This is a genomic window from Bacteroidota bacterium (genome assembly GCA_016713925.1).
In the GTDB taxonomy this organism is placed as follows: Bacteria; Bacteroidota; Bacteroidia; order AKYH767-A; family OLB10; genus JAJTFW01.
In genome coordinates this window covers 701,917-722,162 of record JADJOH010000008.1, presented here as the reverse complement: position 1 = coordinate 722,162, position 20,246 = coordinate 701,917, and the positions used below count along the sequence as shown (strand labels likewise).

Sequence of the window (20,246 nt, the reverse complement as noted above, 5' to 3'; positions counted from 1 at the left end):
CGTTAGATTATTGATGATTTACAACCAGACGACAACTGTCTTTGGCCTTGCCATTACTGATATAAGACACCATATATACTCCTGCTTTAAGATCAGAAGTATTCATAACCAATGTACCTGATTTTCCGGGGACATCCATACTTTTTACTATCGACCCAAGCATATTGAAAACGATCAGTTTATCATTCTGATCATTGCTTTGCAGATTGAAAGAGAAAACTGTAAATGCATCGGCCGGGTTTTGTAAAGGTTTGGATAAACCATATACCTGCTGATTTTCATTCAAGGAAGTGGTAAAATTCCATCCCAGATCAACACCAACAGAATCAGCTGGATTATTGGTATCACTGAAACGGAAATGAATAGAGGTATATCCGAAATTACCAAGTGGTCGGACAGTTGCTTTGAAAGACTGATCTATTGTACTGCCGGGAATGATATCATTTCCATTTGAAAAATCAGTTCCGGGAGGATAACATAATCCGGTAGCTCCTGTACCAAAACAAAAGAATTCAGAATGACCTGTTGCGAGCACATTCAGAAATCTATCCACTTTCACTTGCTTGGAGACACTGGTGGTATTCTCTATATAAACATGCGAATCAACATCCACCCATGGATCACTGATTACAGTGATGGGAGTAACGTTACTAAGATTAAATGATTGACCTGATACCGAATGAACGTTCAGTAATGCAATACAACTCATCACTAAGATTGTAAATTTCTTCATATCTAATTCTTTTTTATTGTGCTTAGGAGGGTTAAAGATATAAAAAAAATTCATTTAACAGGATACCAGTATCCTTTCTTGCAGAATTTTTACAAATCCATTTAAAATCAACGTTCTGATGGTCATTTATCGGGGGAAGAACCTAACTTCCTTCACCACTACATATTGTATATCAAAGATTTAGCTACTATTTTCAGATAAAAGCCAACCTACTACTTCAAAGTCAAATCCCCCATTATGTTTTGCTTTACAATGACTTTTGGCTTTTCGATCAGCCTTAAGCACGGGAATAAATACCAAAACACCCATTCAACCCCCTAATTTAAGGGATCATACAAAAGATCCGATTTCATCCTATTAGCGAAATGATGATTCTATGAAATGCGATAAAGGAATTTAGAAATGATGATAATTTTCGTACTTTTGAACAACTAACATTCTTATTTAAACCTCCAATATGAAAAACGCAATTCTTGTTATTGTATTACTATTAACTTTTTCAAACCTTCAGGCACAGGACACAAAAAAATCTGATATCCCTGTCGTTACCATCAAAGATATAGACGGAAAACCATTTAGTACGGCGGAACTTAAAAATGAAGGCAAACCCATGATCGTTGATTTTTGGGCTACCTGGTGCAAGCCTTGTGTTGCCTCCCTGAATGGCATGAATGAAAATTATGCACAATGGCAGGAAGAAACAGGGGTGAAAATTTATGCCATTTCAATAGATGATACCCGTACGATGAGTTCTGTGGCTCCCTTTGTAGCAGGAAAAGGTTGGGAATTTGATATATTTCTTGACTCCAATTCCGACTTCAGAAGAGCGATGAACGTTAACAATGTTCCTCATACTTTCTTAATTGACGGACAAGGAAAGATCGTTTCACAAAGAAATACTTATGCTCCCGGTGACGAAGAAAAAATGTACGAAGAGCTGAAAAAATTGTCCGGCAAATAATTCATTCCAACTATTTAGAAAGGGTCTGTCACTTGATGGACCCTTTTCTTATTACATGCCCTTTCTATCCCCTTCCTTATACTCCACGTTATTAGTATATAAATAACGATAAATCCTTTTATATCAATCACTTTCTTTACCATGGTTCCCAATGGCATGTTCGCATTTTCAAAGGAAGGAAGGATTGCCAGCCCATAAAATATTGACACGAATCAGCTCCGGATACGAAGATTTAAATTATTTTAGCCTTCCTCAAATAGCCAACCGTCTTCTATGTTCCTCCAACGATTCCGACTGATTACCTCCTCTATCCTATTCCTCCTGATTTTCAGTCCGGGCATCCAGGCACAACAAGCGTTAAACTCCGGAAATTTCTCCGGTTATTTTGAAGCGAACGGTCAATATTACGAAGCAGATTCGGCGATTGATGCGCCGGAGGTACGCGAAAAATGGCTGAACAATGGTTTCATGAGTCTTAGTTATAACTATGGCAGCCTTAGCGCCGGCATTCGCTATGAAAGTTATCTCAACACCTTACTGGGATTTGACCCCAGCTATAAAGGGAATGGTATCACGAACAGATATATCACCTATACGAATGACATCCTGAGCGTGACAGCAGGTAATTTTTATGAGCAATTCGGCAGTGGGCTTGTGTTTCGCTCTTACTGGGAACCTAACCTTGGACTCGACAATTCAATGGATGGATTAAGAGCTGTCTTCACCCCAAAGCCCGGTATTACTTTAAAAGGAGTGATCGGTCGCCAGCGGGATTTCTTCACCTATCCGGAGAATGTGGTGAGAGGAGTGGACGGAGATATTCAGATCAATGATGCGATTCCGTTTTTATCAGGAATGAAATTGCGGATAGGCCTTGGCGGTAGCTTTGTCAGCAAGTTTCAGAAAGACGATAAGCCTTCACTCATCCTCCCCGAAAATGTGGGTGCTTATGCCGGACGAATCAATCTCCGCTATGGTAAACTCGCCTTTGATGCGGAGTATGCCTATAAAATCAATGACCCTTCTCAAGCCAATCTCTTTACCTATAACTACGGGGAAGCACTCTTTGCCAATTTGACGTATACGCAAAAAGGATTGGGCATTCGTCTCAGCGCGAAACGTGTGGACAATATGGATTATCGTTCGGACCGGGGGTAACCGGGACACGATTACTCATCAACTATCTCCCGGCTGTAAACCGTCAGCAAACCTATCGACTGGCCACACTATATCCTTACGCTACGCAGGCGCTGGGCGAGATGGGTGGATCTACAGAAATCTACTATACCTTTAAGCCTAAGTCTGCTCTCGGTGGAGAATATGGCACCACCATCATGACCAACTTTGCAGGAGTCAGTGATATTGACAGAAAAAATCTTGATGATACGCTCGGCTACGTTTCTGATTTTACAACGATAGGTGATGATCGCTTTTATCAGGAAGTCACCTTTGAAGTCACAAAAAAATTATCGAAGAAAAGTAAGGTGATCGTCAGCTACCTCTATCAGATTTATGACCGGGTGAAAATTGAAGGCAAAATCGCCGAGAAGCAAGTCACCTCTCATTTAGGGGTGATTGAGTACACCTATAAGTTCTCCTCTACCAACAGTATTCGTTTTGATCTGGAACATTTGTACACGGAGCAAGACCGTGGAAGCTGGGCGATGGCTTTAGTGGAGTTCAATATGGCCCCACACTGGACACTCACGGTCTTTGACGAATGGAATTATGGAAACGATGACAGCAAAAAAAGATTCCATTATTTCAATGGCAGCGTTAACTATGTGAAAGGTGGCACCCGCTTAAGCTTATCATGGGCTCGTCAACGTGCTGGTTTGCTTTGTGTAGGTGGTGTCTGCCGCTTTGTACCTGCCAGTAACGGACTTGCACTAACCGTCAGCAGTCGCTTTTAATTCTTGCAAAAAACATCTGTTCATCCTTACCTTTGAATTTAAGAAAAAATATACAACATGAAACTTCATCAACTGGCCCTCTCCGCAATAACTGCTCTATTGATTTCAGGGTGTGATAAAATAGAAGGCCCCTATGGTACGAATAACGGAGGAGGTCCGATAGGCGGAGATACCATCGTTCAAAATGTGTTGCTGGAAGATTTCACCGGACATACTTGTCAGGCTTGCCCGAATGCACACCGTGAAGCGACAAGGCTCCATGATATATATGGCGACCGATTAATTATTCTGGCCTTACATGCTGATTTCTGGGCCGACCCGTACCCCGCAGGAGCGCCCTATTTTACTTATGATTTTCGTAATCCAACCGCCACTGCCATTGCTACCGACTTCAACGTGATCGGACAACCTTTCCCGAAAGGAATGGTTCACCGAATGCTGAATCCGGGTACCAGCGATCAACTTATTCTCGACTGGGCAGGATGGGAAAGCAAGGTGGACCAATGGATCAATACTGTAGCAAAAGCCGGAATAGAAATCAGTACATCTTACGACAACGGCACTAAGAATATTACAGCAGATATCGATTTAAAAGTAGTCAGTGATCTCACAGACCCTGTTAGTCTGGCTGTTTACTTTGTAGAAGACAGCATTGTCAACTGGCAAAAAGATGGTTCTACCAATGTACAAAACTACATCCATCGGCATGTGTTGAGAGGTTCTTTAAACGGAACTTATGGCGAAGATCTGGGCCCTTTAACAGCAGGAACGGAGCTGACGAAAAGTTATACCGGACAGCTTATCCCTGCAGATGCAGATGCAGCACATATTTACATTGTTGCCATCCTGACTAACAACGTAACGAAGGAAGTGATCCAGGTAGAAGAGGTCAAACTTCAATAAATGAATTAATGCAACGGACAGCGTTTTACATCATCAACGGAATCACGCTGTACAGAATTGTTAGTGCTTTTCTACTCTTCTATCTCATTTACGCCGGACATCCGGAAATATTCAAATGGTTGTTGGCCGTCAGTTTTTTTACGGACTTAATTGACGGATATCTTGCCCGAAAATTCCAGGTCACAAGTGTTGCGGGATCTTTTCTGGATTCCATCGGTGATGATTTAACTGTACTTGCGGGAATGGCAGGAATGTATTTCTTTAAACATGAATTCCTCATTGAACAGCGCTATATCCTGCTTACGCTGCTTGGTTTTTTCTTCCTGCAGATTGGCGCATCGTTGATTCGCTATAAAAAGATCTCCAGCTTCCATACACTTTTAGCGAAACTGGCTGCGATACTTCAAGGTAGTTTTATGATTCTTTTATTTCTCTTACCGGAACCCATTTACCCTCTTTTTTACGCAGCAGCATTAGTAACATTCCTTGACCTGGTTGAAGAAATAATTCTGGTATTTATACTGCGGGAATGGAAAATAAATGTGAAAGGAATTTACTGGGTATTAAAGAATAAAAAATCATCTTTACCGGACAGTCAATAACCTCAACACAGAAGCACTTTTTCCCGAATATGTATACAGGATTCATTTCAACTTCCCTGATACAGATCAATTCCAGAATTAATACCAGTCATGAATTGCTAAAGAAACAGGGTTTAATTTAGACCTGCTTTAGAAAATGCATATATCCAAAGAAAACATAATATTTAACATCAACGATAGTAATATCGAAGGCCATCTATGTATCCCGGAAGGATCTCAATCATTGGTTATCTTTTCACATGGAAGTGGTAGCAGTCGTTTCAGCCCAAGAAATAATTTCATCGCTGAAATATTGAACAAGGCAGGTATATCTACTTTTCTCCCTGATTTATTAACCCCTGAAGAAGATGAAAACGAAGACAACAGATTCGATATTGAATTACTGACATCACGATTGACAGAGATAACAACAATGATATTGAAGCATTCAAAACTAAAGAATTTTCTAACCGGATACTTCGGAGCAAGTACAGGAGCAGCATCGGCTTTGAAAGCATCCGTTGGATTAAACAATTGTATCAAAGCTATTGTGTCAAGGGGTGGTCGTCCGGATCTGGTACCTGAAATTTTCACACAAGTAACTGCACCCACATTGCTTATTGTTGGTGAAAGGGACATTGAAGTTCTAAGATTAAATGATCAGGTATTTCAGTCATTAAAATGTACAAAAAAACTTTCCATTATCCCTGGCGCTACGCATCTCTTTGAAGAAGCCGGCACTTTGGAGCAGGTAGGAAAAATAGCGTGCGATTGGTATAAAAAACACTTGTAGGTGAATCGACTAAAAAACATAACCCATGTTTATTGACCGGAGAGATGCTGCTGTCCAACTTAGTAAGGAACTTGTATCATATAGAGATTGCAACGGAATTGTTATCGCTATACCCAGAGGAGGAGTGCCGTTGGGTTACATTATCGCACATGCTCTACACCTTCCGCTGGAAATATTTCTTTCAAAGAAAATCGGACATCCCATGAATCGGGAATATGCTATTGGTTCAGTAACCTTATCGGGAATAACCACTGATCCACATTTCACAGATGTTGATCCGGAATACATCATAGAAGAAGGAAGGAGAATACAGGAAGAAATCAGTCGACGTTATGCATTGTTTACCGGAAAAACGTACTCTCCGAATGTGAAAGGTAAAATTATTATTCTGGTGGATGATGGTATTGCAACCGGTAAAACCTTGATGGCCGCTGTCTGCGATCTAAGAAAGATGAATCCCTTGAAAATTGTAATTGCCATTCCTGTTGCTCCACCTGAAGCAGCTGAGAAATTTAAAACAATAGCTGATGAATACATTTGCCTGTTAGAACCGGATAACTTCGAAGGTGTTGGACAATTTTATAATAACTTCAGTGAAGTTACCGATGACGAGGTGTTATCCATTCTAAATAAATCAAGAAGGGAGCATTAATAATAAATCTCTGACCTCCTTATCTACACATCTTAGCGATTAACATTTGGTTGTTCATTTCTTTGAAGAATAAATTTCCGTTTTTACTTTTCCAACCCTACATTTGCTTCCGGACATTCAAAATTTATTAAGTATTCGTCCCGATTTTATAAAGTGAACAACTAGTGCAAGGCAGGAATAACAGAACCCTTACTGTGAACATGCCTTCTGCAAAAGAAAGCTGAAATCTTATTCCAATTAGTGTACTGTATCCATTGGATGCAGTGCGCAGTAAATCTTCGCCGGAAAAATCCGTACAGGGTATTGAAATGACTATACATCAAACTTTATAAAAAACCATTTAATCCATTAATTATGAAAACAGCAATAGTAATGTTTGTACTGGCAATGATCCAACTCTCAACAATCACCATGAACGGACAACCTCCTCCTGATTTCACGCACAAACTCAAAATCAAAATCAAAATTGCAAAGGAAGAAAGTGACTGCAAAAACGGATTGGGAGTTTGCATCAATTTAATACCATACACACGTATAGTCACTGCATTCCTATGCGAAATAAATGGAAAAGATCATTTATACCTTCAACGTGAAGGTATGGATGAAGAATTGTCAAACGAACTATCCACTGCTGCCTTATTTCCAATTCCGCATGACGTGGAATACGAGAATGAATCACCATTAAGGTCGGGAGTTGCCGGAACCATAACATTCATAGGCGGGAACTACCCGATTATCATACAAGACGAATACTTTCTAATCCCAATAAAAATAAAATATGAATAAGCCCGACAAGCCCGCTACACGAGTAACAGTAATATCGGTGCAGGGATAGATCAAAAACACCGGTTCATGAAAGACATAGTGTCCGACATTGAACGGCAAGGTAACCGCCTAAACGTTACAAGAAACAATCAATTCATTCACTTAAAAAGTCAAAAAATGAAAACACCCGTAACCAACACCTTTAATGCAAAACTATTTTTAATCGGGATCTTTATGATCACCACCCTGCAATCCATTTCTCAAACCAATGAAAGAATTCGCGTCATCTTCGGCACACGATCCCGGCCTTCCGCCGATGGCAAAGGTTGTGAAGGAGACAAAGGAACTTGTTTCATCTTCAACACTAAAGATAAAGTAATGAGTGACGTGGGTGTTGCAGAAGTATCGGAAGTGAATGGACGAATCAATTTTAATATCGTTCAGGATCCATCTCCCGCGGGTCCGGAAGAAAATGTATTCTATGTACATGAAGATAAAGTTCTTCCAACTGAAACGGCAAGAGAACTGGGCTATGAAAGTGTCATTATCAAAAGAGGAGAATATCCACTGGACAAAAGAAAAAACAGGTTGGGTACTGTACAGTTAATCGCCATATTTAAATAATATCTAACACATCCAAGGCCGGCAGGCAAGTAGCTTCCTGCCGGCTTTAAATAAAATTGAGTATGAAAAATCCGAATTGCTATTCCATGAAATCGACAACATTGCTCCTCTTAACCTGCTTTCTGTTCAGCTCCTGCAGCTTCATCGCGAAAGAACTCGTAGGATTCAGGAGTTACCAGGTGCTCTCTGAAAAGAAACATAAACGATTACTCCGGAAAATGGGAGCGTCTTATGAACATGCCTTCCTGATTGACACCAACTATATCAACTATCTTAATCTGGAGGACACTGTGAACAGTAGATTACAAAAGAAAAATCATGCTCAACCGATTCAGGCCCTTTACTTCGGACATCAACCTTATCCCGAGGCCTGGTTCATCAATTGCTATGCACCCGGAATTCCGAATCTGAACTGGAATATAGATAATGCCTTTGGCACTTTCCCACCAAAATCACCGGTGCCTCTTGATTCACTCCTCTCCTTTCAACAACTTTTCGGACTTACGATACCGTTAGCAGGAAATTCTATCCCCGACAACAGCCTTGCCACTCCCTATACTGTTGTCATTATCTGGAACCGGTTTATATTCAGACAATCCAAAAGACTTAATAAATACGTGCAACAAAACTTAAAAAACAGCGGTGTCCCCTATCGGATTTTCTACATCAACAATGACAACATCTTTGCCTTCGCCGAAATGGAAAAGCAATAAATCTGTTTCACCCTAAACCGATCCCGTAAGATCGCTTTTCGAAAAACAGTTCATACGAATACTTCTATTGTACATTCTATTCAAAAAAATATTTCACAAACTCATTTCAATAAAACACTTTAAAAAACATCATCATGAAAAAAACATTCTTCTTATTAACTCTTGTATTATCTGGTATTTTCAATGACACTTACGCACAGATTGAAAAACCCTTAAGACTTACTGTGACATTCAACTTCAATATTGCCGCTCCCCGACAAGACTGCAATAGTGGATTTGGTTTATGCTTCACCGGCGTCTCGTTAAAAGTCAGGGAGGTAAACGCCGGCCTCACAATAGTTGGTAATACACTTAACATCTATATCAGCCGCGCACAAATTGATCCACAACTCGAAAATGAATTAATGGGGCTGAGTGCATTCCCCATTGTAGCCGGCACCATCATCCCTCTGGAGATCGCCCGCAAAGCAGGACTGCATGATGAAATTGCGTTGGTACCCGGACAGTATCCGATGCTCATTACTGAGGAGTATTTCATTATTCCTTGTCGGATGGAGGAATGATGCAGTACTTGTAATGACTTTTTTATTCCTATTCAGCCTACTTATCTTATGAAATGCGATACTCTGAAGCTTGTTGATTGGCAGTAAAATTAATGCAACCCGGCATATAAACAATTGTTAATCCAATGATTACAGATAGCTAGCTCTATATATACTGCGTATAGCAACTTTTTGTATACCATATGCTAAATTCTCATTACATTTGATATACGGTCATGAAACAACGGATTGTTATTCTTCTTTTTATTTTGCTAAGTTCTATTAGCACATCCATCGTGGCTCAAGGATTCAAGTCTGAACTTTTGGGAAATATTGGTGCCTCTCATTGCATTTTAGTAGATGGAGATACGGCATGGCTTGGAATGCAGAACGGCATTCTCAGGATAAATTTAATCAATCATAATGTCAAATGGTATAGCACCAACGAATTAGATTTCCGATCAAATATATTTGTCAATATCAAAAAAGACAAAAAAGGGAACATTTGGTTTATTAATAATCAAGGGCAAGTATTTGAATACAACCATCAAACTTTTATTTCCAGAGATAACGGAACCAAATTTTTAAATATTCAAGATCAGCGGAACTCATTTTTAGAAGTAGATCAAATTGGAAATATCTATCATTTCAGACATAATGAAAATCATGACTTTGTTCCTGACACATTTAAGATTGTTGTTCGGGACTCTACCTCCCTTTCTATTTATAACTCACCGGATCTACTTAAAAAATCTTGTTTCGCAGCAGACAGTTTGGGAGTATATATTTTAGCTGACTCTTTAAATGGTCGGACAATTAAGCATTTCCAGAATGGGGTATTTAATCGGAGTTTTCCTGTTTATCGTGCATCTGTTGTTCCCGGTTCTGGTTCCTACTTTCAGCATGATTATAGTAATATTTTCTTATTAGACACAATGATTTATTATTACAATTTTTTTAGTCACGTTGGATCAATTGTGTATTATTCCAATGTATTGTTACGATACACTATTAGTGGGACATTTATAGATTCAGTAAATTTTTCACCTGTTGCCGAAAAAAAATGTCCGGTATTAAATCCAAAAACTAATGAGGTCTATTTGTTATCGCGAAGACCTTCCGATCCTCACCTTAAAATAGATTCCACAGGTTCAATCCAAACATTAACCACTTTTTCAAATATTCCAATTGGGATTTCGACGGCTCATTTTGATGAAGTGGGAAACCTTTTTGTACTTTATCCAAATAGTATCTATAATTCTTCATTTAATTCTTTTTTATCAAAAATTGATACGAATGGAGTTCAAACATTTTATCAACTTCCTTATCCTTTGAATAAAGCTTCTTTCTATCAGCAAATTTATCCAATGTATGATTCAAGTATTTTAACTTATAACTCCTATACTCAAAAAGCTATTTTATATGATGGTGTATCTGTGTCAGACTTTGCTACTGTAACTAACAATTTTGTAATAGACTCAGGAAATACGATGTTTTTTATAAGAAACGACTCTATTATTAAATATAAAAACGGATTAATTTTATTAAAAACCAAACTGCCATTCACTTATTCCTATAATGTCGAGTTAGTTTACGAAGGTGGTGATTCTCTCTATTTTTATTATGGCAGTAAAATTTACGCCCACCATGTTAATAACGGGGGCATTTCAATTATTGGAAGTCTAGGAGCAGGGTATATTACAATGAATAAGTCAGGAGAATTATTTTTTCGGGAAAGCGTTAATAAATACTATTGGATGAGAGATGGTAATTATAACTGGTATAAACTAAATTTTAGTAATACGGGAGTGCCGAACAGCATTTTGACAGATGTTTATGCTTATAAACATTTTAACGATGGAAGTAGCTGGTTCAGTAATTATGAAAAAATTGTAAAAAGAGATGCTAATGGCATTTGGACGATTTTTAATTTTCATTTCGCAGGTCAGACTCCAATCACGCCTAATCTTTGTGGTGGATTTTATGACAATTTGCATCAAAGTCACTGGTTAATCTATCCTAGCCTTATGTTGAAGATCGATTCAACAGGTATTACCAAATTTAACTGGAAAAACTCTGATGTCAGTTTTAGTTACGATCAAGGCAGTTTTTGCATAACAAATGATGGCAAATACTGGATGATGGGATTAGATGGAAGTTTCATCAGAATAAGTTTTGATTCCATTATGGCCAATTCCTCCTATGAGAAATATAATATTACCGGAAATATTTATCATGATTTGAATGCAAATGGTGCTATTGACAGTGTAGATAATGCCCTGCCTTTTATCCGGGTTAGAAACGATAAAGGAGTTCATACTTATTCAAATTTTGAAGGCTATTATCAATTCTTAGAACGACCGGGCCAACGCGTAATTCAACCTGCGCCCTATCCTTATTTGGTTCTATCCTGCGACTCTACCTCTTATACCGTAAATATAGATTCCACCGCCATTGACTCTCTTGATTTTGCCCTGAAATCAATTGCGGATACATTATTGTCTGTTTCTTCATTTGCAACTTCACGAGCACGTTGTAACTTTCAAAGTTCCGCTACTTATATAGTTCAAAATAATGGAAATTCATTCATTAATGTTTTGGCAGCCTTCACTCCGGATGCTGCATGTTCCGTTTTAAGTTTTAGTCAAGCACCTGATTCCACCTCGGGAACTACTTTCTTCTGGAAAATTGATTCGCTTACTCTATTAAGTTCAAAAAATATAGGTGTTACTTATACTGTACCATCTGCAAGCTTTAATTCAATAAGCTCCATCTTTGACACCTATATTTATGATTCCACAACGAGTACATTGTTCACCACCGACACTATTTACCAAAATATAGCTTGTTCCTTTGACCCCAACGAAAAACAAGTAAGTCCTGTTGGAAGAGAAACGGCGCATTACACTCTTTTTTCTGACACCCTTGTTTACACCCTCTTGTTTCAGAATACAGGAAATGATACGGCATATACCGTTACCCTCATCGATACTATTTCACCCTTGTTAGATATCGAAAGTTTCACATTGCTTTCCATGAGTCATAACGGAATAGTAACTATTGATTCAAATGGGGTTTTAAAAGTAGTTTTTGATGATATTAATTTGTTATGGGAGAGCGCTAATTTTGATGAAAGTCAGGGTTACCTACAGTTTTCGATTTTACCCTTGCCCGGCTTACCCGAATTTACAGTGGTGAAAAACAAAGTCCTGATTATTTTTGATAGAAACCCTTATATATTAACGAACGAAGTCTTCAACACCCTGGTAACTACTTTTCCGACTACCGCATTGAATCAACTTCAGGAAAGTAAACATAAAATCTCTGTTTATCCAAATCCTGCGAATACTTATTTCAACCTATCCTTTGATCAACCTTTAAACACGGCTTACGTCGTTACGCTCATTGATATCTCAGGAAAAATCATACAAAGCTGGACTACCACCGAACAAAATCCAACTTTTTCAATTGATGCATTAAAGGCCGGATTTTATCTGATTCAAATCAGCAATAATGTTGACTTTAAAGCTGTCGCAAAGTTTGTTAAACAGTAGCTAAAAAGGCGGATTTATTCGGTTTTTCATTCGGCAGGTTGCTTTCTTCGATGGGATTAAAAAGATTCTCGCCGATAATCATAACATTGTATTCGTTATTTTTGTTGACTATTCGAATCAACAAAACATTATGCCACAAGATCGTTTCCAGGGCCATGACTATTACCTCATGGATGAATTATTGACTGAAGAACACCGACTTATCCGTGACTCGGTTCGGGAATGGGTAAAGCGCGACGTATCTCCAATCATTGAAGAGTATGCACAGAAGGCTGAATTCCCTAAACAGATTATTAAAGGTCTGGCCGGTATCGGTGCTTTTGGACCCTATATCCCCACAGAATATGGCGGTGGCGGTCTGGACCAGATTTCCTATGGCCTGATCATGCAGGAGATAGAGCGCGGTGATTCGGGAGTGCGCTCTACGGCATCCGTTCAAAGTTCATTGGTGATGTATCCTATCTTCACCTATGGCTCTGAAGAACAGCGCCGTAAATATCTTCCAAAGCTGGCTTCAGGCGACATGATGGGCTGTTTTGGATTAACCGAACCTAACCATGGATCCAATCCGTCGGGCATGCTGACGAACATCAAAGATGCCGGTGATCATGTGATTCTGAATGGGGCTAAAATGTGGATTTCCAATGCACCTTTTGCAGATATCGCCGTGGTATGGGCGAAGGATGAGGCGGGAGATATCCGCGGACTTGTTGTGGAACGCGGCATGGAAGGGTTTTCAACTCCGGAAACACATAATAAATGGTCGCTGCGCGCGAGTGCTACCGGCGAATTGGTTTTTGACAATGTAAAAGTCCCGAAAGAAAATATTTTCCCGAACGTAAAAGGAATTAAAGGACCACTTGGTTGTCTCAACTCGGCCCGTTTTGGCATTGCCTGGGGAGCCATCGGTGCCGCCATGGATTGTTACGATACCGCTTTACGCTATAGCAAGGAACGGATTCAATTTGGTAAACCCATAGGCGCCTTCCAGTTACAGCAGAAGAAATTGGCGGAGATGATCACCGAAATCACCAAGGCGCAATTGCTCACCTGGAGATTGGGTGTTCTCAAAAATGAAAACCGCGCAACTCCCGGACAAATTTCCATGGCCAAGCGGAACAATGTCAACATGGCATTAGAAATTACCCGCGATGCCCGACAGATGCTGGGCGGCATGGGCATTACCGGCGAATATCCGATCATGCGCCACATGATGAACCTCGAAAGTGTGGTCACCTATGAAGGAACACATGATATTCACCTGTTGATTACATGGATGGATGTGACCGGTTTCAATGCATTTAATTAATTGCTTCCGGCTTCCGGCTGCGGGCTTCCGGCTGCCAGCTACCAGCTACCAGCTTTAAGTTTCAGGATGCTTGTTGCTTGCGAAAGTTCAGCGTATTCCATTGTTCTTGCATTGAGGGAAGCGCACTAAGAGATTCCACCAACCCATAGAGAGTAACGCTTGCGATTAGTAGCGGCTCCTCCCCACTCACAGCCGGTAGCCCGTAGCCTGTGGCCGGTAGCAAGAATCTGAATACTAAAGCTTGTAGCCCAAAGCCACATGTTATGGCCAATGGTGAGTGCAGAAATTTTCCTTAATTGATTAATTTCACTATTTTTACAACATGAGTACTATCCTTATAAAAACTGACAAACGAAGCAGTAAAATACTTGCAGAACTTGCCAAAAGGCTTGGTGGGAATGTAATTGACATGAAAGATGACCAGTTTGAGGATTTTATGCTTGGAAACTTAATGGATAAAGTTAAAACTGGTAAGACAGTTTCAAAAGAATCAATTTTAAAAAAACTTAGATCTTAATGATCGTAGAATTTGATAAATCTTTTTATAAGTCCCTAGACAAATTGAAGGACAAGTCATTGTTTCCAAAAATTGAAAAAGTAATTTCAATACTAGAAAAAACCAGTTCATTAAATGAGATAGCTAGTGTTAAAAAACTAATCGGATATAAAGTATATTATAGATACCGACTTGGAGACTATAGAATAGGTATTGAACAAATTTCTAAAAACACATTAAGACTAATAATAATTGCTCATAGAAAGGATGTTTATAACGTTTTCCCATAATCACCACTGGCTATAACAGAGAACATAAGATATTTGGGTGTTGTGGTTTGTGTTTAATTTTCCTACTTTTTTTTGAGGCTCTTAAGAGACAAATTTGTGGCTCTAAGCCCAAATATTTTATGTCTGCAAATCGATGGAAGTCGTTAGCCGGAAGCCGGAAGCCGGTGGCCGGTGGCCGGTGGCTGGTAGCAAGAAAGTTTATAGGGGCATAAAAATCAAATGCATCGAAAATTTAGCTCCGGAAGAAAATTATCAGATGGAATAATTCTCTTCCCAGGCGTTATAAAGCTCATTTAAAAAGAGATTTTCGAGAGGGGTGACATTTTTATCGGCGGCCACCAGTTTAACAGCGAAATCGAGGAAATGAGAGCGTTCTGCCGGAGTGGAGTCGATGTAAAAGGCATTCATGGCATTATTAAAGTGAATCGGATAATCGGCGGCATCCATAACACTGAGGACCTCCATTTCAGCATCGAGGTTCACTTTAACGGGGAAATTTTCAATGAGGTAATCCTTAATAACCTTATCTTCTTTCCCGTTAAATTGTTCATCAACAGCAGATAAAATCATTAGAAGGTGATAACCGGCGACCGCTTTATTCATCATAACAGATAACATATAAATCGTAGCTAAGTTACGAAAATCAAGATGGCAACGGATCAAAAAACATCATTTTCTGTTGAAGATCAGTACAAAATGCCATTTTTTAATGCCGAAGCGCAACCTTCACCCCCTCCCGGCGTTAAGGTGACTGAAGCGAAAAAAAATAATACCGCGGAAAGCAACAGAATTCACTATGTTTGCACCCGCAATTGGTCGCGTGGCCGAGCGGTTAGGCAGAGGTCTGCAAAACCTTGTACAGCAGTTCGAATCTGCTCGCGACCTCAACGAAAAGCCTCTTCTTCAACGAATGTTGAAGCGGGGGTTTTTCTTTTTTATGGACATGCAAGCTCGCTTGCAAATGGACATACAAAAGAAAAACCCCCGGGCAAGCCGAAGGCTTGAAGGGGCTTTTCGTTGAAGGCTACATCTCTTTGCAGATCACCGAGGGAGCTCCGCGACTGAGGTAATCTGCTCGCGTAGGGAGGCCTTGCTCCCCATCTAAAGAACCTCAACGAAAAGCCCCTTATTCAACGAAAGTTGAATCGGGGGTTTTGTTTTTTACCCTTCCTCCTTACTCTCTTTATAAAATCCCTTCAGGGCGTTCTAACTTTTTTGCCTGTAAGAACCTCGTTATACAATCATTAATAAACCTTTAAAAACTAATTTGCATCATGTTTGGAATCCAACCAGATATTGGAACATTTCTATTTTAATTACATTTACTCCAACCTAAAAAATCAATTATGAAAATCAGAATTTTAACTTTAATTATTGGAATTGCATTCCTTGGATTTAGCTCTTGTAAAAAAGACGATTCAGATGGAGGATCGTCTACTCCCGGCACTTCTAACCTTATGACTGCCAAGGTGGATGGTGTGAACTGGACTTCGCTGGGCAGTTTAACAGGAGGAAGTATAATTAGCAATGTCTCTATTTGTTCAGGAATTGCTGCAGACTCTTCAAGAATTTCATTTTCTATCATGCAAAGCGTTGCGCTCAATGGTACCTATGACATGGGATTTGGGAGTGGCAACGTTGCCAGCTTTGCTACGACAGGAAGCTCTGTCCCCTGGGTTTCCAGTGGTAATGCCACCTGTACCGGTACCCTCACTATTACTGCATTAAATACGACATCAAAACGAATGTCAGGAACGTTTTCCTTTAAAGGGTACCGCAATTCGGACAATTCATTTAAAGAGATCACGGTTGGCGTATTTACTAATGTGGCCTACTCAACCGGATCTACAGGAGGCGGTGGGAATAATACCTTCACCGTTAAAATCAACAATGTAAATTGGGTACCTGACCTCGTTATCGGAGATGCCTCTAACGGTGATATAGTAATTGACGCTACAAATTCTGCAGGCACTAAGTCTGTTACTTTGCAGATGCCCGATACTATTACTCCGGGGTCCTATGTTTTAGATGGCAATGCTGGTGTGCTTGGTTATTATAGCCCAAGTTTGGGACTGATGGGCATTTCAACATCCGGAACGCTTAATATCACCACACACAATACTTCTACCAATACTATCATTGGAACATTTAACTATACCGCTGAGGAAATTACCGGTCCAACAGCTACGTATACGATCAGCAACGGAACATTCAATATCACGTATTAACGAGTGAAAAATCGAGAAATTCTAAGTGATGATTTCTCGTATAAAACCCCCGATTCAAAAAATGGATGAATCGGGGGTTTTTGCTGTTCATCTACCCCAGGGTGGTGCTAATACTGTTAAAAAAATGAAAAGTTGCACCGGAGGCCATAAAGTGTTCAGGTAATTTGATCTTTCTTTTACAGAAAGATCAAATTTCTGTCTATATCGAAAAAAAGCAATAAGTTTTTGAAAAAAAATATCGTCGATCTTTTCTCTTTTTTCCAAATAAATTCCAGGAATTATAATCATCCCGAAATTATAAGATGTGATATCCGGAAGATGGCTCATATAGCCGATAAATTGCGTTAGGAAATGGTTTTTTTCCAGACTTTGAATGACCGATGTTGATTATTACTATGTTTAATAAAAATTAACCCACTAAAAACATCATCATGAAAAACCAATCGTTTCTCTACCAGCAGAAATCTGTATTCAATTCTTGTCTAAAAGCACTTAGAAAAAGGGATTATAATATTCTAAATTCGGACTGCAACCGGGGAATTATTCAGGCTTCAACCGGAAATGGATTCTTTGAACCAAAAGTGTTGATCGAAATTAATGTAATGGAAATAGCAGACGACTCATCTCACATTAAAATCACATCTAAATTAGTTAAGAAAAGCATCTTCAAACGCTTTCAGGAAAATTTAGCTGAAGAAAAATTTCTGGATACCTTGTATAAATTTGTTACTAAAGAATCCGGTTTCTTCCCTGAATTTAATCAAGGAATTCTGAAAGCAGCCTGATAAGATTCAATATCCTGCTTCTTGTGAATATGCCTTTCCTTTATAGGATCAGCATTATCTCACACTATAATGTTGTGTTGAAAACGGTAGCTCGTGTAAATCATTTCTTAACTACTATTCACAGCTTAACTACATTTCATTCTCATGCATTCAAACGCCCATCTTTCCATTGGTTCGGGAGTGGCTGCTGATTCAACAGGAATTTTATTTTCGGTCATGCAGACTATCACGCTTAATGGAACATATGACCCGGGATTTGCCAGCGGGAACTTAGCCGGTTTTGTTACGTCATTGGAGATGCAGTTAACGGTAAAATCGTCATTGACGGGACAAATACAACAGGTACCAGGTCTGTTACTTTGGAAAAGCCCGAAACGATCACCACCGGTGCTTATTTTTAAGGTGGTGGCGGTGTTGCGCCGGGTTATTATAGCCCAAGCATGGGTTTAATGGGTATTTCAGCTTCCGGAACACTTAATAACACCACACACTATACCTCTACCAATACTATCATTGGAACATTTAATTATACCGTTGAGGAAATTACCGGCCCGGTTGTATCGTACACGATCAGCAACGGGACTTTTAATATCACATATTAACGAGTGTTTCTTTTGGTGAATTCTTGCTATTTCTCTTCAAACGGAAACCCCCGATTCATTTAATAAAATAGGGGGGGCTTTATATTTTCAACAAGATCGAATACTGCTACATGAAAAAATGTCTGGTCGAAGCATTTTGAAAAGCAAGTATGCCTGATGTTTGGACATTTCCTATTCTTCCTCAAAAAAATTAGCAATCTCCCCGAAATAGGATTCTCTCCAACCCTCTACGATGTCATCATACGTATCCACAGGAATATTGGTATGCATCAATTCCACAGAGGTACCCTGCTTATGCGGATGCAATTTAATTGTAACAACAGATGCCGGCTCCTGATCTCCGAAGTACCATTCCTGAACAATCTTTTTATTCTCTTCAAATTCAAGATTCCTTCCTGTTATGCTTCCCTCCCACATTGAAAACTCTGAGCCGGGAATGGTGGACATGATCGCCTCCTCCCCGGTCCATAATTGTATGGTGAGCGGATTAGTGATCGCTGCATATACATCAGAAGGTGCAGTTGGAATGATGAAGTATTCTTTGTAATTTTTAAATTCGCTCATGGGTACAGATTTTTAAATCATCAATCGGAGATTAAAAATAAAGAATTCAAAGATATTTACTTGCGGATTGCCTTTAGCCATTCTAAGACCTCCTTTTGAGCCTCGGTTTTCCTAATTAAAACGGCAACAAAGGCTATAAGCCTACTCCGGTTTAGGAATAGCAGCAATCACAATTCTGATTTTGCTTAATAATAATATAACCTATCCCTGACAATCAATCATCAAAACGTCTGTTATTCAATAGATTGAATTATTTTCAAGTTTTTGTTTGAATGGGTTTTATACATATTTTTGTCAAAATCACTCTTGTATGAAAAAATTATCCGCTAAGAATATTGCACTTTTAACTGTAGCCAGTATGTTTTTCCTTTCTACTTCCTGCAATAATCCTCCTTCCGAACAATCACAACAGGATGCGGAAGCATTATTGTCCGACTCCCTTCGCATTGATTCTTTGAGCAAGGAAAAAAAGGAACTGATCGATTTTAAATTCTTCACCTCACTGGCCAATCTGCCATCACCCTTTGAAGTGGTAAATGATTTATCAAAATACAAAGCTCCATTCAAAGCGGAACTTTTAAATCCAGCCTCTAACACAGAAAAGTATCTTTTATCGTATAAGAAGGAAATCAACTTTGGTGTTTTAGGAGTGGATCTGGCTTACATTAACTTCTACAATCAAAACCAGAAAACCGTTCAGTACTTTTTAGCGGTTCAGAGCTTAGCGAAAGACCTGAACATTGAGAGCGTTTTCAATCAATATGCAGAAAGGTATCAGTCGAATTCTGACAATCAGGATTCACTCGTCTCTATCGTTGATAATATCTTCAACGAAACAGATGCCTACCTCCGCGAAAATGATCGCTACCTCGTAGCCAGTCATATTATGGCAGGAGCAATAATTGAAGTGAATTTCATCAGTATAAATCTTTTGAAAGAGATTCCGAAGACGGCTGAAAACGCTGTTTTATATGAGAAGATCTACAATGAAAATCTAGGGATTTTTCACTTGATAAATCTTTACGAAGAGTATACCGACAAAGACTCGAAAGAATTGCTGGCAAACATGAAGTCGTATAAAAAAGAATACGATTCCATCATTAAGTCACCGGACGATTTAACTCCTGCGAATGTTGATAAAGCAATCGTGCTCATCACTAAGCTGAGGAGTGGTCTGGTCAATTAAGACAATTGACATTTATTGGTTTTCGTGTTGTATTTCTAATACCCAGGTTTAA

General features: G+C 39.3%; 23 protein-coding genes and 1 tRNA gene. 21 read left to right on the top strand and 3 right to left on the bottom strand.

All coding sequences use genetic code 11. From position 1 onward, the window contains the following. Window positions 1-7: 7 nt before the first annotated feature. Window positions 8-733, bottom strand: coding sequence for a T9SS type A sorting domain-containing protein (locus tag IPJ86_17125; GenBank protein MBK7888944.1), 726 nt, complete (start codon window positions 731-733; stop codon window positions 8-10). Between the two features lie 457 nt (window positions 734-1,190). Between IPJ86_17125 and IPJ86_17120 the strand changes: the two genes are divergently transcribed. The 15 genes from IPJ86_17120 to IPJ86_17050 all read left to right on the top strand — a co-directional run bounded on the left by IPJ86_17120 (window position 1,191) and on the right by IPJ86_17050 (window position 14,829). After that, window positions 1,191-1,694: a TlpA family protein disulfide reductase gene (locus IPJ86_17120; protein MBK7888943.1), complete on the top strand. Its 504-nt coding sequence runs from the start codon at window positions 1,191-1,193 to the stop codon at window positions 1,692-1,694. 273 nt (window positions 1,695-1,967) lie between these two features. Further along, the gene (locus tag IPJ86_17115) at window positions 1,968-2,852 is read left to right on the top strand and encodes a hypothetical protein (protein ID MBK7888942.1); all 885 of its coding nucleotides are present in this window, start codon (window positions 1,968-1,970) and stop codon (window positions 2,850-2,852) included. Window positions 2,853-2,953: 101 nt separating this feature from the next. Continuing rightward, window positions 2,954-3,607 (top strand): hypothetical protein, encoded by a 654-nt coding sequence (locus IPJ86_17110; protein ID MBK7888941.1) that lies wholly within the window; start codon window positions 2,954-2,956, stop codon window positions 3,605-3,607. A gap of 57 nt (window positions 3,608-3,664) precedes the next feature. Then, window positions 3,665-4,510 (top strand): Omp28-related outer membrane protein, encoded by an 846-nt coding sequence (locus IPJ86_17105; protein MBK7888940.1) that lies wholly within the window; start codon window positions 3,665-3,667, stop codon window positions 4,508-4,510. An 8-nt stretch (window positions 4,511-4,518) separates the two neighbouring features. Continuing rightward, window positions 4,519-5,112, top strand: a complete 594-nt coding sequence (locus IPJ86_17100) for a CDP-alcohol phosphatidyltransferase family protein (GenBank protein ID MBK7888939.1) — start codon at window positions 4,519-4,521, stop codon at window positions 5,110-5,112. A gap of 136 nt (window positions 5,113-5,248) precedes the next feature. Next, window positions 5,249-5,884: an alpha/beta hydrolase gene (locus IPJ86_17095; protein ID MBK7888938.1), complete on the top strand. Its 636-nt coding sequence runs from the start codon at window positions 5,249-5,251 to the stop codon at window positions 5,882-5,884. Between the two features lie 25 nt (window positions 5,885-5,909). Next, the gene (locus tag IPJ86_17090) at window positions 5,910-6,536 is read left to right on the top strand and encodes a phosphoribosyltransferase (GenBank protein MBK7888937.1); all 627 of its coding nucleotides are present in this window, start codon (window positions 5,910-5,912) and stop codon (window positions 6,534-6,536) included. Window positions 6,537-6,890: 354 nt separating this feature from the next. Next, a complete protein-coding gene (locus IPJ86_17085) occupies window positions 6,891-7,322 on the top strand; it encodes a hypothetical protein (GenBank protein MBK7888936.1) in 432 nt (143 codons plus the stop codon). 156 nt (window positions 7,323-7,478) lie between these two features. Further along, window positions 7,479-7,925 (top strand): hypothetical protein, encoded by a 447-nt coding sequence (locus IPJ86_17080; GenBank protein MBK7888935.1) that lies wholly within the window; start codon window positions 7,479-7,481, stop codon window positions 7,923-7,925. Window positions 7,926-7,987: 62 nt separating this feature from the next. After that, window positions 7,988-8,638, top strand: a complete 651-nt coding sequence (locus IPJ86_17075; protein MBK7888934.1) for a hypothetical protein — start codon at window positions 7,988-7,990, stop codon at window positions 8,636-8,638. A gap of 134 nt (window positions 8,639-8,772) precedes the next feature. After that, window positions 8,773-9,201, top strand: coding sequence for a hypothetical protein (locus IPJ86_17070; GenBank protein ID MBK7888933.1), 429 nt, complete (start codon window positions 8,773-8,775; stop codon window positions 9,199-9,201). 215 nt (window positions 9,202-9,416) lie between these two features. Next, window positions 9,417-12,734 (top strand): T9SS type A sorting domain-containing protein, encoded by a 3,318-nt coding sequence (locus IPJ86_17065; protein ID MBK7888932.1) that lies wholly within the window; start codon window positions 9,417-9,419, stop codon window positions 12,732-12,734. 130 nt (window positions 12,735-12,864) lie between these two features. Further along, window positions 12,865-14,043: an acyl-CoA dehydrogenase family protein gene (locus IPJ86_17060; protein ID MBK7888931.1), complete on the top strand. Its 1,179-nt coding sequence runs from the start codon at window positions 12,865-12,867 to the stop codon at window positions 14,041-14,043. A 322-nt stretch (window positions 14,044-14,365) separates the two neighbouring features. Continuing rightward, entirely contained in the window at window positions 14,366-14,560 is a 195-nt protein-coding gene (locus IPJ86_17055) for a hypothetical protein (protein ID MBK7888930.1), read from the top strand. Next, complete coding sequence (locus IPJ86_17050; protein MBK7888929.1) at window positions 14,560-14,829, top strand: type II toxin-antitoxin system RelE/ParE family toxin; 270 nt, start codon at window positions 14,560-14,562, stop codon at window positions 14,827-14,829. Before IPJ86_17055 ends, IPJ86_17050 begins: the two co-directional genes overlap by 1 nt. A 252-nt stretch (window positions 14,830-15,081) precedes the next feature. Here the strand turns inward: IPJ86_17050 and IPJ86_17045 are convergent, their stop codons facing one another. Beyond that, window positions 15,082-15,435: a TerB family tellurite resistance protein gene (locus IPJ86_17045; GenBank protein MBK7888928.1), complete on the bottom strand. Its 354-nt coding sequence runs from the start codon at window positions 15,433-15,435 to the stop codon at window positions 15,082-15,084. Window positions 15,436-15,643: 208 nt separating this feature from the next. Between IPJ86_17045 and IPJ86_17040 the strand changes: the two genes are divergently transcribed. The 5 genes from IPJ86_17040 to IPJ86_17020 all read left to right on the top strand — a co-directional run bounded on the left by IPJ86_17040 (window position 15,644) and on the right by IPJ86_17020 (window position 18,444). Further along, window positions 15,644-15,714: transfer RNA gene (locus IPJ86_17040), tRNA-Cys, on the top strand. A gap of 461 nt (window positions 15,715-16,175) precedes the next feature. Further along, complete coding sequence (locus IPJ86_17035; GenBank protein ID MBK7888927.1) at window positions 16,176-17,057, top strand: hypothetical protein; 882 nt, start codon at window positions 16,176-16,178, stop codon at window positions 17,055-17,057. A gap of 431 nt (window positions 17,058-17,488) precedes the next feature. Then, a complete protein-coding gene (locus IPJ86_17030; protein ID MBK7888926.1) occupies window positions 17,489-17,842 on the top strand; it encodes a hypothetical protein in 354 nt (117 codons plus the stop codon). A gap of 144 nt (window positions 17,843-17,986) precedes the next feature. Next, on the top strand, window positions 17,987-18,292 hold the full coding sequence (locus IPJ86_17025) for a hypothetical protein (GenBank protein MBK7888925.1): 306 nt from the start codon (window positions 17,987-17,989) through the stop codon (window positions 18,290-18,292). Further along, window positions 18,292-18,444, top strand: coding sequence for a hypothetical protein (locus IPJ86_17020; protein ID MBK7888924.1), 153 nt, complete (start codon window positions 18,292-18,294; stop codon window positions 18,442-18,444). Before IPJ86_17025 ends, IPJ86_17020 begins: the two co-directional genes overlap by 1 nt. 171 nt (window positions 18,445-18,615) lie before the next feature. Here IPJ86_17020 and IPJ86_17015 read toward each other — a convergent pair whose 3' ends face one another. Continuing rightward, the gene (locus IPJ86_17015) at window positions 18,616-19,008 is read right to left on the bottom strand and encodes an SRPBCC domain-containing protein (GenBank protein ID MBK7888923.1); all 393 of its coding nucleotides are present in this window, start codon (window positions 19,006-19,008) and stop codon (window positions 18,616-18,618) included. 310 nt (window positions 19,009-19,318) lie between these two features. Between IPJ86_17015 and IPJ86_17010 the strand changes: the two genes are divergently transcribed. Next, complete coding sequence (locus tag IPJ86_17010; GenBank protein ID MBK7888922.1) at window positions 19,319-20,194, top strand: hypothetical protein; 876 nt, start codon at window positions 19,319-19,321, stop codon at window positions 20,192-20,194. Window positions 20,195-20,246: the final 52 nt, after the last annotated feature.

What these genes read in the sequence shown, in the direction of transcription:
- IPJ86_17125 (MBK7888944.1), bottom strand. Translation starts at nt 733, where the DNA reads ATGAAGAAATTTACAATCTTAGTGATGAGTTGTATTGCATTACTGAAC.
- IPJ86_17120 (MBK7888943.1), top strand. Translation starts at nt 1,191, where the DNA reads ATGAAAAACGCAATTCTTGTTATTGTATTACTATTAACTTTTTCAAAC.
- IPJ86_17115 (MBK7888942.1), top strand. Translation starts at nt 1,968, where the DNA reads ATGTTCCTCCAACGATTCCGACTGATTACCTCCTCTATCCTATTCCTC.
- IPJ86_17110 (MBK7888941.1), top strand. Translation starts at nt 2,954, where the DNA reads ATGGGTGGATCTACAGAAATCTACTATACCTTTAAGCCTAAGTCTGCT.
- IPJ86_17105 (MBK7888940.1), top strand. Translation starts at nt 3,665, where the DNA reads ATGAAACTTCATCAACTGGCCCTCTCCGCAATAACTGCTCTATTGATT.
- IPJ86_17100 (MBK7888939.1), top strand. Translation starts at nt 4,519, where the DNA reads ATGCAACGGACAGCGTTTTACATCATCAACGGAATCACGCTGTACAGA.
- IPJ86_17095 (MBK7888938.1), top strand. Translation starts at nt 5,249, where the DNA reads ATGCATATATCCAAAGAAAACATAATATTTAACATCAACGATAGTAAT.
- IPJ86_17090 (MBK7888937.1), top strand. Translation starts at nt 5,910, where the DNA reads ATGTTTATTGACCGGAGAGATGCTGCTGTCCAACTTAGTAAGGAACTT.
- IPJ86_17085 (MBK7888936.1), top strand. Translation starts at nt 6,891, where the DNA reads ATGAAAACAGCAATAGTAATGTTTGTACTGGCAATGATCCAACTCTCA.
- IPJ86_17080 (MBK7888935.1), top strand. Translation starts at nt 7,479, where the DNA reads ATGAAAACACCCGTAACCAACACCTTTAATGCAAAACTATTTTTAATC.
- IPJ86_17075 (MBK7888934.1), top strand. Translation starts at nt 7,988, where the DNA reads ATGAAAAATCCGAATTGCTATTCCATGAAATCGACAACATTGCTCCTC.
- IPJ86_17070 (MBK7888933.1), top strand. Translation starts at nt 8,773, where the DNA reads ATGAAAAAAACATTCTTCTTATTAACTCTTGTATTATCTGGTATTTTC.
- IPJ86_17065 (MBK7888932.1), top strand. Translation starts at nt 9,417, where the DNA reads ATGAAACAACGGATTGTTATTCTTCTTTTTATTTTGCTAAGTTCTATT.
- IPJ86_17060 (MBK7888931.1), top strand. Translation starts at nt 12,865, where the DNA reads ATGCCACAAGATCGTTTCCAGGGCCATGACTATTACCTCATGGATGAA.
- IPJ86_17055 (MBK7888930.1), top strand. Translation starts at nt 14,366, where the DNA reads ATGAGTACTATCCTTATAAAAACTGACAAACGAAGCAGTAAAATACTT.
- IPJ86_17050 (MBK7888929.1), top strand. Translation starts at nt 14,560, where the DNA reads ATGATCGTAGAATTTGATAAATCTTTTTATAAGTCCCTAGACAAATTG.
- IPJ86_17045 (MBK7888928.1), bottom strand. Translation starts at nt 15,435, where the DNA reads ATGATGAATAAAGCGGTCGCCGGTTATCACCTTCTAATGATTTTATCT.
- IPJ86_17035 (MBK7888927.1), top strand. Translation starts at nt 16,176, where the DNA reads ATGAAAATCAGAATTTTAACTTTAATTATTGGAATTGCATTCCTTGGA.
- IPJ86_17030 (MBK7888926.1), top strand. Translation starts at nt 17,489, where the DNA reads ATGAAAAACCAATCGTTTCTCTACCAGCAGAAATCTGTATTCAATTCT.
- IPJ86_17025 (MBK7888925.1), top strand. Translation starts at nt 17,987, where the DNA reads ATGCATTCAAACGCCCATCTTTCCATTGGTTCGGGAGTGGCTGCTGAT.
- IPJ86_17020 (MBK7888924.1), top strand. Translation starts at nt 18,292, where the DNA reads ATGGGTATTTCAGCTTCCGGAACACTTAATAACACCACACACTATACC.
- IPJ86_17015 (MBK7888923.1), bottom strand. Translation starts at nt 19,008, where the DNA reads ATGAGCGAATTTAAAAATTACAAAGAATACTTCATCATTCCAACTGCA.
- IPJ86_17010 (MBK7888922.1), top strand. Translation starts at nt 19,319, where the DNA reads ATGAAAAAATTATCCGCTAAGAATATTGCACTTTTAACTGTAGCCAGT.